At 66.4% G+C, this 14,158-nt stretch carries 16 protein-coding genes; 13 read left to right on the top strand and 3 right to left on the bottom strand.

Annotated features, from left to right (window positions below):
• Window positions 1-91: 91 nt before the first annotated feature.
• The 4 genes from ACIGKQ_RS11880 to ACIGKQ_RS11865 all read left to right on the top strand — a co-directional run bounded on the left by ACIGKQ_RS11880 (window position 92) and on the right by ACIGKQ_RS11865 (window position 3,130).
• Window positions 92-1,357 carry an aspartate kinase gene (locus tag ACIGKQ_RS11880; protein WP_235721724.1) on the top strand — a complete coding sequence of 422 codons (1,266 nt, stop codon included), beginning with the start codon at window positions 92-94 and terminating at the stop codon, window positions 1,355-1,357.
• 2 nt (window positions 1,358-1,359) lie between these two features.
• Complete coding sequence (locus ACIGKQ_RS11875) at window positions 1,360-2,382, top strand: aspartate-semialdehyde dehydrogenase (protein ID WP_328715214.1); 1,023 nt, start codon at window positions 1,360-1,362, stop codon at window positions 2,380-2,382.
• Between the two features lie 161 nt (window positions 2,383-2,543).
• Complete coding sequence (locus tag ACIGKQ_RS11870) at window positions 2,544-2,792, top strand: CopG family transcriptional regulator (RefSeq protein WP_266063430.1); 249 nt, start codon at window positions 2,544-2,546, stop codon at window positions 2,790-2,792.
• The gene (locus tag ACIGKQ_RS11865; protein ID WP_235721727.1) at window positions 2,786-3,130 is read left to right on the top strand and encodes a type II toxin-antitoxin system PemK/MazF family toxin; all 345 of its coding nucleotides are present in this window, start codon (window positions 2,786-2,788) and stop codon (window positions 3,128-3,130) included. Before ACIGKQ_RS11870 ends, ACIGKQ_RS11865 begins: the two co-directional genes overlap by 7 nt.
• On the opposite strand, the gene ACIGKQ_RS11860 is transcribed toward ACIGKQ_RS11865, so the two are convergent.
• Entirely contained in the window at window positions 3,121-3,846 is a 726-nt protein-coding gene (locus tag ACIGKQ_RS11860; protein ID WP_235721728.1) for a FadR/GntR family transcriptional regulator, read from the bottom strand. The genes ACIGKQ_RS11865 and ACIGKQ_RS11860 overlap by 10 nt on opposite strands.
• A gap of 123 nt (window positions 3,847-3,969) precedes the next feature.
• Between ACIGKQ_RS11860 and ACIGKQ_RS11855 the strand changes: the two genes are divergently transcribed.
• The 5 genes from ACIGKQ_RS11855 to ACIGKQ_RS11835 all read left to right on the top strand — a co-directional run bounded on the left by ACIGKQ_RS11855 (window position 3,970) and on the right by ACIGKQ_RS11835 (window position 9,420).
• Window positions 3,970-4,473, top strand: a complete 504-nt coding sequence (locus tag ACIGKQ_RS11855) for a gluconokinase (RefSeq protein ID WP_235721729.1) — start codon at window positions 3,970-3,972, stop codon at window positions 4,471-4,473.
• Window positions 4,470-5,720 carry a GntP family permease gene (locus tag ACIGKQ_RS11850; protein WP_396573727.1) on the top strand — a complete coding sequence of 417 codons (1,251 nt, stop codon included), beginning with the start codon at window positions 4,470-4,472 and terminating at the stop codon, window positions 5,718-5,720. The genes ACIGKQ_RS11855 and ACIGKQ_RS11850 overlap by 4 nt, the downstream gene beginning before the upstream one ends.
• Before the next feature lie 212 nt (window positions 5,721-5,932).
• Window positions 5,933-7,204, top strand: coding sequence for a lipase family protein (locus tag ACIGKQ_RS11845; protein WP_235721731.1), 1,272 nt, complete (start codon window positions 5,933-5,935; stop codon window positions 7,202-7,204).
• 169 nt (window positions 7,205-7,373) lie between these two features.
• The gene (locus tag ACIGKQ_RS11840; RefSeq protein WP_396573851.1) at window positions 7,374-8,741 is read left to right on the top strand and encodes a hypothetical protein; all 1,368 of its coding nucleotides are present in this window, start codon (window positions 7,374-7,376) and stop codon (window positions 8,739-8,741) included.
• Between the two features lie 28 nt (window positions 8,742-8,769).
• A complete protein-coding gene (locus tag ACIGKQ_RS11835) occupies window positions 8,770-9,420 on the top strand; it encodes a hypothetical protein (RefSeq protein WP_396573724.1) in 651 nt (216 codons plus the stop codon).
• A 16-nt stretch (window positions 9,421-9,436) separates the two neighbouring features.
• On the opposite strand, the gene ACIGKQ_RS11830 is transcribed toward ACIGKQ_RS11835, so the two are convergent.
• Both ACIGKQ_RS11830 and ACIGKQ_RS11825 read right to left on the bottom strand, forming a co-directional pair.
• Window positions 9,437-10,765: an amidohydrolase family protein gene (locus ACIGKQ_RS11830; RefSeq protein WP_266063433.1), complete on the bottom strand. Its 1,329-nt coding sequence runs from the start codon at window positions 10,763-10,765 to the stop codon at window positions 9,437-9,439.
• A gap of 8 nt (window positions 10,766-10,773) precedes the next feature.
• Window positions 10,774-11,793, bottom strand: a complete 1,020-nt coding sequence (locus ACIGKQ_RS11825) for an isopenicillin N synthase family dioxygenase (protein WP_396573721.1) — start codon at window positions 11,791-11,793, stop codon at window positions 10,774-10,776.
• Between the two features lie 239 nt (window positions 11,794-12,032).
• On the opposite strand from ACIGKQ_RS11825, the gene ACIGKQ_RS11820 reads away from it, so the two are divergent.
• From ACIGKQ_RS11820 to ACIGKQ_RS11805, 4 genes are all read left to right on the top strand, one after another.
• Entirely contained in the window at window positions 12,033-12,473 is a 441-nt protein-coding gene (locus tag ACIGKQ_RS11820) for a Fur family transcriptional regulator (RefSeq protein WP_396573720.1), read from the top strand.
• Between the two features lie 88 nt (window positions 12,474-12,561).
• A complete protein-coding gene (locus ACIGKQ_RS11815) occupies window positions 12,562-12,996 on the top strand; it encodes an organic hydroperoxide resistance protein (protein ID WP_235721736.1) in 435 nt (144 codons plus the stop codon).
• A 51-nt stretch (window positions 12,997-13,047) separates the two neighbouring features.
• Window positions 13,048-13,527 carry a Dps family protein gene (locus ACIGKQ_RS11810; RefSeq protein ID WP_235721737.1) on the top strand — a complete coding sequence of 160 codons (480 nt, stop codon included), beginning with the start codon at window positions 13,048-13,050 and terminating at the stop codon, window positions 13,525-13,527.
• Window positions 13,528-13,669: 142 nt separating this feature from the next.
• A complete protein-coding gene (locus tag ACIGKQ_RS11805; RefSeq protein ID WP_235721738.1) occupies window positions 13,670-14,149 on the top strand; it encodes a hypothetical protein in 480 nt (159 codons plus the stop codon).
• Window positions 14,150-14,158: the final 9 nt, after the last annotated feature.

Genomic DNA, 14,158 nt, shown 5'->3' with positions numbered 1-14,158 from the left:
GATGGCCGCTAAGGTTCGCCCCGCTGCTCAACGTCGAGCGTTTCCGAACTGGGGCGATGCACCATCCGACAACCCCCGAAAGGTGGTCGACGTGGCACTCGTTGTGCAGAAGTACGGCGGTTCCTCGGTTGCAACGGCCGAGCGGATCCGCCGTGTCGCCGAGCGCATCGTCGAGACCAAGAAGCAGGGCAACGACGTCGTAGTGGTGGTCTCCGCAATGGGTGACACCACCGATGAACTCCTCGATCTGGCACAGCAGGTCAACCCGACTCCGCCGCCGCGCGAGATGGACATGCTGCTCACCTCCGGTGAACGCATCTCCAACGCGCTGGTCGCCATGGCGATCAGCTCGCTGGGCGCGCAGGCGCAGTCGTTCACCGGTTCGCAGGCCGGTGTCATCACCACCAGCAGCCACGGCAAGGCGAAGATCATCGACGTCACGCCGGGCCGCGTCCGTAGCGCCCTCGACGAGGGCAAGATCGTGCTGGTCGCCGGTTTCCAGGGTGTCGCCCAGGACACCAAGGACATCACCACGCTCGGTCGCGGTGGCTCCGACACCACGGCGGTCGCGCTGGCTGCGGCGCTCAAGGCTGATGTCTGCGAGATCTACACCGATGTCGACGGCGTGTACTCCGCCGACCCGCGCATCGTGCCCGATGCCAAGCGTCTCGAAACCGTCTCCTTCGAGGAGATGCTCGAACTGGCCGCCTGTGGCGCCAAGGTGCTGATGCTGCGCTGCGTGGAGTATGCGCGCCGCTACAACACCCCTGTTCATGTGCGCTCGTCGTACTCGACAAAACCCGGCACACTCGTCGCCGGTTCGATGGAGGACATTCCCGTGGAAGAAGCCATTCTCACCGGCGTCGCCCATGACCGCAGCGAAGCCAAGATCACTGTGGTCGGCCTCGATGACAAGCCCGGCTACGCGGCCAGGGTCTTCCGCGCGGTCGCCGACGCCGAGATCAACATCGACATGGTGTTGCAGAACGTGTCCAAGGTGGACACCGGCAAGACCGACATCACCTTCACCCTGCCGCGCGAGCTCGGCCCGCTCGGCGTGGAGAAGCTGACCAAGCTCAAGGACGAGATCGGTTTCACCGATCTGCTCTACGACGATCACATCGGCAAGGTGTCGCTCGTGGGCGCCGGCATGAAGAGCCATCCCGGCGTCACCGCCACCTTTTGCGAGTCGCTGAGCAACGCCGGCATCAACATCGAGCTCATCTCCACCTCGGAGATCCGCATCTCGGTGCTGTGCCGCGACACCGAACTCGACGACGCCGTGCGCGCGCTGCATGCGGCGTTCGATCTCGGTGGCGACGAGGAAGCCGTCGTCTACGGGGGAACGGGGCGATAGAAATGGTGAGTATCGGAGTTGTGGGCGCGACCGGCCAGGTCGGTGGCGTCATGCGTACCCTGCTGGCCGAGCGCAAGTTCCCGGCCGATGAGGTTCGGTTCTTCGCGTCGTCGCGGTCGGCGGGCAAAAAGCTACCGTGGGGCGACGGCGAGATCGTCGTCGAGGACGCGGCCACCGCGGACCCCGCAGGCCTCGACATCGCGTTGTTCTCTGCCGGCGGCACCATGTCCAAGGAGCAGGCGCCGCGGTTCGCCGCAGCCGGTGCGACAGTCATCGACAACTCTTCGGCCTGGCGCAAGGACCCCGACGTCCCGCTGGTGGTGTCCGAGGTCAACGGCGAGCTGGCGAAGAACCCGCCCAAGGGCATCATCGCCAACCCGAACTGCACCACCATGGCCGCGATGCCGGTGCTCAAGCCGCTGCACGACGCGGCCGGTCTGCAGCGCCTCATCGTCTCGAGCTATCAGGCGGTGTCCGGTAGTGGGCTGGCCGGTGTCGAGGAACTCGCATCGCAGACCCGCGCCGTGGTCGGCGACGCCGAGAAGCTGGTCTACGACGGCAGCTCCGTCGACTTCCCGGCACCCGACAAGTACGTCGCGCCCATCGCGTTCAACGTGCTCGCGATGGCCGGCTCGCTGGTCGACGACGGTTCCGGCGAAACCGACGAAGATCAGAAGCTGCGCAACGAGTCCCGCAAGATCCTGGGTCTGCCGGACCTGCTGGTGAGCGGAACCTGTGTGCGGGTGCCGGTGTTCACCGGGCACTCGCTGTCCATCAACGCCGAGTTCGCAAACCCGTTGTCGGTGCAGGAGGCGCAGGAGATCCTCGGCGCCGCAGCCGGAGTCGAACTCTCCGACGTGCCGACCCCGCTGGCGGCGGCGGGCAAGGACAACTCGCTGGTCGGCCGAATCCGGCAGGACCCGGGTGTGCCGGACGGCCGCGGTCTCGCGCTGTTCGTCAGCGGCGACAACCTGCGAAAGGGCGCTGCACTCAACACGATTCAGATCGCCGAGTTGCTCGTCTAGACTTCGACGCCACGTTAACGCCCGCCACGACACAGGTTGTCGTGGCGGGCGTTTCGTCTTGGTGACCGGCCGCCCAGATGGGCGTCGCAGACAAGGGGGACGGGGGGTCGCCGAAGGATTTGTACGGACGCATACCGGTAATACCGGGTTATACTCTAGGCATGAAGACCGCCATCTCGATCCCCGACGACACCTTCGAACGAGCAACGCGCCGAGCCCGAGAGCTCGGCCTGAGTCGCTCGGAGTTGTTCGCTCGCGCCGTGGGCAGCTATCTCGATACCCTCGACGCCACCTCCATCACCCACCAGATCAACACCGCACTCGACGAACAACCGGCCACTACCTCTGATTCCTCCGCCGAGGAGGCCGTTGCCATGGGTCGCAACGTCCTCGCCGCGTCCGACTGGTGATCGAACGCGGCGGCATCTACTGGGCCGATCTCGGTGCACCATCGGGCTCACGCCCGGCCAAACGCCGTCCCGTCGTGGTCATCTCCGACGACAGCTACAACGCCAGCCGCATAGCCACCGTCATCGCAGCGGTCATTACCTCCAACACCAACCTGGCAACCATGCCCGGCAACGTGTTCCTGCCCGCAGCCGCCACTGGATTACCCAAAGACTCCGTCGTCAACGTCACCGCCCTGATCACCCTGAACAAAGCCGACCTCACCGATCACGCCGGCAGCATTCCTCTTGCCCTGCTCAACGACGTAGACCGCGGACTACGCACATCCCTTCACCTATAACCCGGCGGTCGATCCCCGTCGGTCACGGCCGCCGCGGCTTCGACGATGATGGCGCGCATCGCGTTCTCCGCCGCCACCGGGTTGCCCAGGCGGATGGCTCGCGCGACATCATCGTGCAACGCAATGGCTTCCGGATTCGGCCTGTCCGGCATCATGCCGTGATGGGTGCGTCCGGCGAGGACCTCGTAGACCACCTCGGCGAGGGCGCGGAACATCTCATTGCCACTCGCTTCCAGTAGGGCACGGTGAAAGATCTTGTCGGCCAGTAGGTAAGCGTCCAGGTCGCCGCTGCGTCCGTGGACGACCATGTCCGACACCGCCGCCGCGAGGATGCGGCACTGATGTTCGTCGGCCCGCTCGGCGGCCAAGGCCGCGGCCACCGGCTCAAAGCCGCGACGTAGCTCCGACAGGGTGAGCAGAAAATCGGCACGGTTGTCGCCGTCGAGGCGCCACCGGATCAAGCGGGGGTCGAACACGCTCCACTTGGTCTGCGGTTGGATCGTGATACCGACCCGGCGCCGTGAGCTCACCAAGCCCATCGATTCTAGGACCCGGATCACCTCACGCGCCACGGTGCGCGACACCTCGTACTGCGTGCAGATGCCGTCGAGGGTGAGGACGCTGCCTGGTGGCTGCTCACCCGCGACGATGCGTCGTCCGATCGACGTGAGGACCTGGTCGTGCCGTTTGCCGATGCCGGAAGTGTCCTGACTCACCCATTCATCTTGTCATTACTCCACGCATCGACCGAATATGAGTACTTGTGAGCGCTCGTACTTGCAAAAGTATGACTATTGAGGCAATCTCTGTGACCAGAAGCACAACAGGTAGGAGTTCTGATGCGGTCACCAGTGGTCGTGATGGGGGTGTCGGGGTCGGGGAAGTCGACCGTAGGTGCGGCGCTGGCCCAGCGGGTGCGGGCGCCGTTCGCCGATGCCGACGACTTTCATCCGCCGGAGAACATCGCGAAGATGTCGGCCGGTCGCGCCCTCGACGACGCTGATCGTCGTCCCTGGCTGGAATCCATCGGACAGTGGCTGGCGCAGCACGCCGACGGCGGCGTGGTGAGCTGTTCGGCGCTCAAACACTCCTACCGTGACCAGCTGCGCGCACATGCGCCGTCGGTCTTCTTCGTTCATCTCGATGGTCCCATCGAGGTCATCACCCGCCGGCAGGCCTCGCGCCCCGGACATTTCATGCCCGCGACACTGCTGCAGTCGCAGTTCGACACTCTCGAGCCGCTCGGCCCCGACGAGGCCGGCGGTGTGGTCGACGTCGACCAGAGCGTGGACGCGATCGTCGAACAGTCCGTCGCCCTTCTTCAGGAGAACGACCAGTCATGACGACCCTACAAACGGCGGTACTGGCCGCCGACGCCGAACTCCCCGAACCCATTGCCCCCGGGTGGCAGCTGATCGTTGCGGCGCTGGCCGGCATCGCGGTGATCGTCGTGGCGATCACGATCGCCAAGGTGCATCCGTTCCTCGCTCTGATCGGCGGTGCCGCAACCGTCGGAATTGTTGCCGGCGAATCGATCCCGACGTTGCTCGAGTCCTTCACCGATGGGTTCGGCAGTACCGCGGCCGGTGTGGGTATCCTCATCGCCCTCGGTGCGATGTTCGCCAAACTCCTGGCCGACTCCGGTGGTGCCGACGAGATCGTGGACACCATCGTCGGGCACGCCTCGCCACGGATGTTGCCCTGGGCGATGGCGCTCGTCGGTGCGATCATCGGCCTGCCGATGTTCTTCGAGATCGGCCTCGTCCTGCTGATGCCGGTGATCTACCTGGTCGCCCGGCGCTCGGGGTTGGGTCTGATCACCATCGGTATCCCAGCGCTCGCAGGTCTGTCGGCGATGCACGGATTCGTGCCGCCGCACCCTGGTCCGCTGGTCGCGATCGACGCACTCGGCGCCGACCTCGGTACCACCCTGGCGCTCGGTGTGCTGGTGGCTGTCCCGACCATCATCGTGGCCGGGCCGCTGTTCGGCACCTTTGCCGGTCGCTGGGTGACGGTACCGATCCCCGATACCTTCGCCGCCGATCCCGCCGACGGGCCCACCACCCGCCGCCCGAGCTTCGCGATCACCATGTTCACCCTCGGCCGCGGGTCGGGGATGAATCGGGACACGATCTCCAAATGTACCGGTGCAGCCCTCCCCGCGATCGCCGGCATCCTGCTCATCGTGGCCGCGGGCGGTGGCTTCAAGCAGGTCCTCGTCGACACTGGTATCGGCACCCTGTTGGCCGACTGGGCCACGGACGTCAACATCTCGGTGCTGCTGCTCGCCTGGACGCTGGCCGCGCTCATCCGCCTGGCCACCGGATCGGCCACGGTCGCGACCATCACCGCGTCGTCGTTGATGCTCGGGCTGGTCGACGGGTTGAGTTCGGGGGAGACCTCGCTGGTCGTGCTGGCGATCGGCGCCGGCTCAGTGTTCCTGTCGCACGTCAACGACGCCGGGTTCTGGTTGGTCAAGGAGTACTTCGGGATGAGTGTGGGTCAGACCTTCAAGACCTGGTCGATGATGGAGACCGTGTTGTCGGTGACCGGTCTGATCGTCGTACTCCTGCTCGGTTTGGTGATCTGACCGCGCATGCCCAGTCGACGCGAAACAGCGCCCAGCCGACGAGAAACAGCGCCCAGTGAACGGGGAACGGCGCCCAGTCGACGGGGAGGGTGGGGCTCGGAGGATGCGTCGACGAGGGCGCGGTGATCGCGAGAAAGATGACCCCGATCACCCCAATATGTTACTGTGCGGTAGCTTACTGGGGAATGAAACAAAGGTGGGGGAGTATCTCAATGAGGCGATTGCACACTACCTGGGCACCACGGCGACTCATCGCGCTGGTGGTCACCGGTCTGGTCGTCGGTTCCGGCCTGGCGGTGGGAGCGCCGGCCGCGACGGCCGCCGGCGACTTCTATACACCGCCCGCGCAGTTCGACACCGATCCCGGCGCCGTCATCCGTAGCGAGCCCAGTCCGCTGCTGCTGCAGATCCCGGGCGTGCCGAACCAGTGGCCGGGCACGGCCACCCGGGTGATGTACACCTCGAGCTATCAGGACGGGAAACCCGCCGCGGTGACCGGCACGCTGGTGGAGCCCACCGCGCCCTGGCAGCGCGGCGGCAAGCGGCCGACGGTCGTCCTCGGACCCGGCACCGTGGGACAAGGCGACCAGTGCGCCGGCTCCAAGATGATGAACTTCCCCCTCGCCATCGATCCGGCGAAGCCGAGCATCGCGGTCAACTACACCGCGCTCGAGTTGAACCTGTTGCTGATCAACGGTGTCCGCGTGTTCATCACCGACTACATCGGCATGGGCACCCCGGGCGTGCACACCTACGTGAACCGGCGAGAATCCGGTGCCGCCATGCTCGACGGCGCGCGGGCGGCGCTCCGGCTGGCCAAGGCGGGCGACGATGCACCGGTGGGCTTCTCCGGGTACTCGCAGGGCGGCGGTGCCGCCGCCTCGGCCGCCGAAATGGCGCAGACCTATGCGCCCGAACTCAACGTCAAGGCGACTTATGCCGGTGCGCCGCCGGCCGATCTCGCCAAGGTGACCCAGCAGATCGATGGCACGTTCATCGCCGGCGCCATCGGCTACGCGATCAACGGTCTCGCGGCTCGGTATCCGTCGCTGCAGCCGGTACTCGACCGGGAGACCACGGCGTTTGGACGGCACGTGCTCTCCCAGGTGGCCACGCAGTGCATCGGTGACACCGGGCTCGCGTTCGGGTTCCAACGCACCACTCAGTGGACGCGTACCGGGGAGTCGCTTTCGGCGGTCATAGACCGGAGCCCGGCAGCCAAGAAGGCGGTCGACGAGCAGCGGATCGGTCGCCTGACGCCCAATGCCCCGGTCCTGCTCGAGGGCGGCATCAGCGATGACGTCATCCCGTACGGCCAGGTCCAGCAGCTCTACCGGGATTGGCGCGCGCAGGGCGCCGACGTCGCGCTGGTGACCAACGAGATCCCGCCGATCTTCCCGGGCCTGGTGGTCAACCATGCGTTGCCGATGCTGACGACATTGCTGCCGGGAACACAGTTCCTGCTCACGCATTTCGACAGCTGACGCCGACAACTCGTCGTAGGACACTTGATTCGGCTCGACTCGCCCAAGACGCTTCCGGGCGCATCGGGAATGTGATGTGCTGTCGCCCGTGTGGGGGACTGAGATGAGGTCGGTGGGTACGGTGCGGACGTCGAGGTGGACCGCGATCATCGCGCTGATCGCGGCAACGATGGTGGTGACCACACCCTCGGCCGGCGCGGCGCCCGCTGTCTCGCCGCAGCCGCCCGCCGGGGTCGGTCCCGTCGGCACCTCGCTGATGCACGGCGATCTGTGGTCGACGGATTCGACGCCTTTCCGCGGCCCCGGACGCACCGCCCGCCTGGCCGGTTCCTCGGTACCCGGCGGGGCCTGCGCGGCGACGTTCATCGGCAGCGACGGTATGCCCGTGTCGTTGTGTACGCAGTTCGTGGGCACTGCGCCACCGGAATTCGCCGTACCGACGGTCACCCTGTTCGATCCACAGACCGCCGCGCCGGTGGCACGGCTGCAGCTGGCCAAGGGTGGACTGCTGGGCGGTGTCTACGGCTACCTCGACAGCCGTGACCGCGTTGTCGTCGCCGACGGATCGGGTGAGATTCTCCGGGTCGCACACCGCCAGACCCCCATTGGCTGGCAGGTCTACGTCGACGACCGCGTGGACGTCTCCGGCCACATCCCCGACGGCGACGCGATCACCGGTCTGGCGCCGGACTTCGACAACCGGATCTGGTTCGCGACCACCCACGGGGTGGTGGGCACTGTCGACGACACCCGAGTCCGCTCGATGCACCTGCGGCCCGGAGAAGACCTGGGCAACGGGTTGTCGGTGCGGGAATCGGGGGTCTCGGTGCTCTCCACGCACGCGCTCTACGAGATGCGCGCCGGCGCCGACGGCGTCCCCCGTGTGGTGTGGCGCCGAGGTTACGACCGTGGTGCGGCGAGGCGTCCCGGTCAGCTGACCTGGGGGTCGGGGACCACCCCCACCTACTTCGGCCCCGGCGGGGACAGCTGGGTAGCGATCGTCGACAACGCCGCGCGGCCGGAGCTGATCGTCTACGACAGTGATTCCGGCGCCACGGTCTGCCGAATGCCCGCTTTCGGTGGTCCGGGGCAGGGCACCGAGAACTCGATTCTGGCTTGGGGCGACTCGCTGGTGATCCCGAGCACCTACGGCTACCAGTACCCGCCGATGGCGGTCACCGGACCGAGCGTGCCGACGAATGCCCCGTTCGTGGGTGGGTCCACCCGGATCGACGTGTCGCCGAGCGGGTGCCGCCGGGTCTGGGAGAACCGCGACCGGATCGCGACCCTGCCGCGACTGACCCGCGGAGACGGCCTGATCAACTCGCTCGGTTACGGCCCGTACGTGCCCGGATCGGTGCAGCAGCTGGGCCCGGTCTATTACGTGGCAACCGATTTCGCGACCGGACAACGAGTGCGCACGCTCCGGGTGGGGGATGGCCCGATCGACGAACCGCTCGAACTCACCGGCACCATCGCCCCTGACGGCACGATGTGGCAGGCAACCGTCGGGCGCATGCTGAAGATCTCGCGGTGAGGCGGGATGGCCGTGGGACAATCGCGTCATGACCGACCCTGACGACCCGGATCGGATTCCGACCCAGGCCGAACTCGACGCCGAGGACATGGCTGCCATCGAGCACAGGTCGCGCGACCGTGACGAAGCGAATCTGTACCCGCCGCGGCCCGGCGATCCCGGACCGGCGCCGGCGGCGTTGAGTCTGCACGCGCGAGTCGCGTGGTGGGGTTCGGCGATCGCCGGGCTGATCAGCGTCGTCTACGGATTCCTCAACCTCGGGATGATCAGCGACCTGCTGCGGGCACGCCTGCTCGAAGGGGTGGTCAACGACCCACGCAATGCCAGCCCGGAGGATCAAGTCGACTCGCTGGCCGGCTTCTTCCCGCCGTTCATGCTCGCCACGATTGTGGTGTTCCTGGTGATCGAGTACGCGCTGCTGGTGGCCTCGGTCACCCATCACAGCCGCAACTGCCGCAACTTCTTCCTCGCCGCGGTGGTGATCAACCTGATGTGCATCCCCATCGGCATCGACCTGCTCTTCGACTACCCGGAGGTATGGTCGGCGATGCCGGTCATCGCGTGGCTGCAATTCGCTCTGCTCATCGTCGCCAGTGTGTTCACCTTGCGGCGCAACGTCAATCAGTGGCTGCCCGACGCGACCCGGATGCGTCCGACGAAGATGTTCCGGGCGCGATAGCGCACCCGCAACAGACTCAACTCTCCAACGCGAGCAGCTCTTTGGTGAACTCGGCCTCGTCGATGAGAGTGCTGTGTCCATCGGCTACCACCACCTGGCCGTCGACCATCACGGTGTCGACAATCCTCGGTGAGCCGGTGGTGAGCACAGATGAACCGGGGTCGCGGACCGGCAGCGTCGCGTAGTCGCGGTCGAACCGGAACAGTGTCAGGTCTGCCGGGGCGCCGACGGTGACCCCACCGCTCACCGCGGGGAGGCCGAGTGCGCTGTTCGCACCACCGCAGGCGATGTCGAGCATGGCGCCGAAACCGAGCAGGTCCGCGCGTCGGTGTAGCGCCCGCTGCAGGTAGGCGGCGATCCGGAAGCTCTCCAGCATGTCCTGGGTGTCGTTGCTGGCCGCCCCGTCGACGCCCAGGCCCACCCGGATGCCGCGTTCGATCATGGCCGGAACCGGTGCGATCCCACTGCCCAGACGCATATTCGACAGCGGATTGTGGGACACGGCCACCCCACGTTCGGCGAGGATCTGTTGTCCGAGGTCGTCGAGTTCGACACAGTGCACGGCCAGCACCCGGTCCCACAGGAACCCGTTGCCGTCGAGATACTCCACCGCACCGACGCCGGCGTGTTCGAGGCACATCCGGTCGTCGGTGGGGGTTTCGAGCAGATGGATGGACACCGGGAGCTCGTGACGTTGGGCGAACTCACGTAGCGCGGCCATCCCGGTCTCGGTCACCGACCGCGGGTTCGGCACCGCCAGCGCCATCGAGATCGGCGTATCGGCAACCTGCGTGCGCAGATGATCCACATGCGAGAGTACTTCGTCGAGTGGTTGCATCAGCCGTGGCTCGAATCCCCACTTGCGGGTGGCATCCGGACGGTCGGCCACACCGCGGCCCAGCACCGCACGAATCCCGGTGTCGGCCAACGCCTGGATCACCGCACCGTGCACTTCGCTCGAGGGGTGTGGCCACATGTGCTCGACGACGGTCGTGGTACCCGACCGCAACGCCTCGAGACATGCCGACACCGCGGCCAGATAGGCGCGTCGCGGGGTGATGGCCACCGACTCCTCGCCGAGGGCGAGTAGCCACTCGAGCAGTGGTGTGCACTCGGCGATGCCGCGCATCAGTGACTGCTGCAGGTGAGTGTGGGTGTTGACGAACCCGGGGATCAGGTGGCCGTTGCCATCACCGGGATGTGGGGTTGCGGTGATCGCCGTGACCACACCGTCCTCGACCAGGACGTCCTGATGGCTGTGCCAGGCGCCGCCGGTGTAGACAGTGACGTCGCGGAACACGGGTGTGGGAGCTGCCGGTGCGGCGGGTGTTGCCGGTGTGGTCACGACGTCCCCTACTTGCCGTAGTTGGCCGCGACGCGCTGCGCGATGTAGTCGGCGGCCGTGATCGGCGGGTACGTGCCCGCGGCGCTCTCGATCACCACGTCGGTGTTGGCCTGCGCGAAGTAGGCGATCGTGTAGCGCGGCCCGGTGTACTCGCCGCGGCGCGGGGCCCGCACGCGGTGGAAGTTCGACGGCAGACGGTCGTCGGACCAACGCATCAGCATGTCACCGATGTTGCAGGTGATCGCGTCGTCGGAGGGTTCGACCGGTGTCCAGGCCTGACCGTCGGCCTCGGCGCCGGGCAACACCTGCAGACCCCCTTGACCGGTGCGCTGGAAGAGCAGCGTCAGGGCGTCGAAATCGGTGTGGGCACCGGCACGCCACGCGGAGTCCGCGTCGAGCAGCTCGGCGGGAAATGCGTAGTAGTGCAGCAGACGCAGCGTGCTCTGGTAGGTGCGGGAGGCGGGATCGTGTGCCCGGGTGAAGAATTCACGGTCCAGGCCGAGCTTGTCGGCGAAACAGCTCAGCAGGTCCATCGCCAGACGCCAGCATTTGCGCTCGAATTCCTCGATGGTGGCGCGGAACCCGGCCAGTTCGTGCTCACCGGGCCAGAGGCCGTCCATCCGCGGGCGGGTGACCTGGAAGGACTCCTTCTGGTCGGGCGTGCCGACCGACGGCCGAACCTGGCTCATGTATTCCCAGCCCGCGTTCTGGCCTTTGCGCAGCGGATACTGTTCTTTCACCGCGGTGGGCAGATCAAAGAATCGCGCCGACATGTCGAAGGCGTGGTTGACCTCGGCCATGTCGATGCCGTGATCGACGACCTGGAAGAAGCCGATGTCGGTTGCCGCCGCCCAGAGGTCGTCGGCGATCTGCCCGCGGCGCTGCGCGAAGTCGGCGAGACTGATGCGTCGTACCTCGCGGTCGGTTGTCTCGGTGCCCAGCCCGCCCATCGCGCGTTCGCGGTGCAGCTCGGCCATCTCGTCGGCTCGGACGGAACGATGACGGGTGGCGGTGGTGATCTCGGACATGCGTTCTCTCTCGTGGTGATGAGGCGGCATGCGCTTTTCGACGCGGTACCTGAGAGATGAGGACACCGCGGACGCGAACAGCGGGACTCTGGCCCGCTGCTACATACGACCTCGTGGGTCCGAGCATAGGTGAAACCTGCCGAGTCCGCGAGGCGGCGCGCGTTCAGGCAAGCCTTTCCTCATTTTCTGGAACTGTTCCTATTTCTGGACTAGTTCCAGAAAACTGCTATAGTGGAGTCATGTCAGATCGTCACCGGTTCCATCGACGGCTTCGCGAAGCGGGAATGCGGGTCACCGCGCCCCGCGTCGCGGTGCTGGAGATTCTGGACGATCACCCGCACTCGACCGCGGATTTCGTCGCCACCGGGGTCCGCGAACACCTCGGCGGGGTGTCCACGCAGACCGTCTACGACGTCCTGCGCGCGTGTACGAATCGCGGTCTGCTTCGGCGCATCGAGCCGGCCGGTTCGCCGGTCCGCTATGAGACCCGCACGGGCGACAATCATCACCATCTGATCTGTCGTCGCTGCGGACAGATCGTCGACATCGATTGCGCGGTCGGGCAGGCCCCGTGTGCGCTGCCCGATGACAATCACGGCTACCGCATCGACGAGGCCGAGGTCACCTACTGGGGTGAATGCCCGCGGTGTCGCAGTTCGGTTGCGGTGAAAGAAAAATGACGAAACAAACGTCCAGAACCGTGTGAACGCACTGTGATCCAGCGACACCGAGTGGATTCAGCAACACCGAGTGAGTCAGGAGAAGCCCATGGCAGCAATTGATCCCGTATACACCGTCGCCTCCACGGCAACCGGGGGTGGCCGAGACGGCCAGGTCGTCTCGCAGCCCGGCCGGGTGGACCTCGACATGCGGCCGCCCACCGAGATGGGTGGCAGCGGCGAAGGCGCGAATCCCGAGGAGTTGTTCTCGGCCGGTTACGCGTCGTGCTTCCTCGGAGCGTTGCGGGCGACCGCCAAGCAGGCGGGCGCGCAGGTGCCCGACGAGGCGACAGTGACGGTGACGGTCGGCATCGGCAAGGACGACGCCGACGGCGGATTCGCCCTCGTCGCCACCATCGAGACCTATTTGCCGGGCCTCGACGAGGCAAAGGCCAAGGAACTGGCCGAAGGCGCCCATGCCTTCTGCCCGTACTCCAAGGCCACCAAGGGAAATATCGAGCACAACATCACGGTTCGGGTCTGACCCGACCCGCACCGACGCGTACAGCCCACGCAAGGAAAGGAGCGGTCCACCATGGCCACCAACACACCCATCACCAGCACGCTCACCGAAGAGCAGAAGTCGGTCACCGGTAAGGCGTTGCAGGACACCCTCGTCGACCTGATCGACCTGTCGCTGATCGCCAAGCAGGCGCACTGGAACGTCGTCGGACGTCAGTTCCGTTCGGTTCACCTCGAACTCGACGAGTTGGTCTCGGTCGCGCGCGAGTTCACCGATGCCGCAGCCGAGCGCGCAACCGCTATCGGTGTCAGCCCGGACGGCCGCGCAGAGACCGTCGCGAAAACCGCGAACACCAAGGGTTTCGGCGAAGGTTGGACCCAGGATAGTGACGTCGTCACCGCGGTCATCGATAACCTGCAGTCGGTGATCGGCGGTCTGCGCGAGCGAGTCCAGGCCACCGAGTCGGCCGATCCGGTGACTCAGGACCTGCTGATCGAGATCGTCTCGAAGCTCGAGCAGCTGCACTGGATGTGGCAGGCGCAGTCCGTCTGACGTCTGCTCCTGACACGCCGACATGGCCGAGCGCTCCGGTCATGTCGGCGTTGTCGTGTCTGCGTGCTCGAGTTCGATGGCAGCTCTCGAGGTGACTGTGACCCCGCGCACGATGCGAAATGCCCGCATGTAGCGTGGCAGCGTGGACAGTTGGGCAGCGGTAGTGGGGTTGGGGTTACTCGCGGCGGCCGTCGGGGTCATCGCGTTCGTGCGTTACCGGCAACATGAGACCGCGACATTGCAGCGTGACGTGACGCTCGCCCGCGAACTCCGCGAGCTCGCCGGGACCGACGAGGTCCGGCTGGCATCGGTGGACGAGTTCGAGCTGGCCATCTACCAGCGACTCTTCTACGCATCGGTGGTCGGTCCGCGCATCCGCAGTGCCGCCTGGGCGTTGTTCGGAACTGCACTGGCGATGAGCGCGGCCGTGGCCGCGTCGGCCGGCGACGGCGTGCTCTGTACGGTGGCCCAGATCGGCGCCCTCGTGGTGACCGCGGTGTTCGCGCTGGCCACCCTCACCTTCGTCGCGATGGCGCTCGTGCACACCGCGACCACCCCGCGCGTCTCCTTCGCCGAGTCCTACGCTGCCGAGAGGTCGACCACCGACACCGGCTCCGGGTAGCCGGGCCCG

Source organism: Gordonia sp. NPDC062954 (assembly GCF_044543825.1).
In the GTDB taxonomy this organism is placed as follows: domain Bacteria; phylum Actinomycetota; class Actinomycetes; order Mycobacteriales; family Mycobacteriaceae; genus Gordonia; species Gordonia tangerina.
This window is presented reverse-complemented; position numbering and strand designations above follow the sequence as displayed.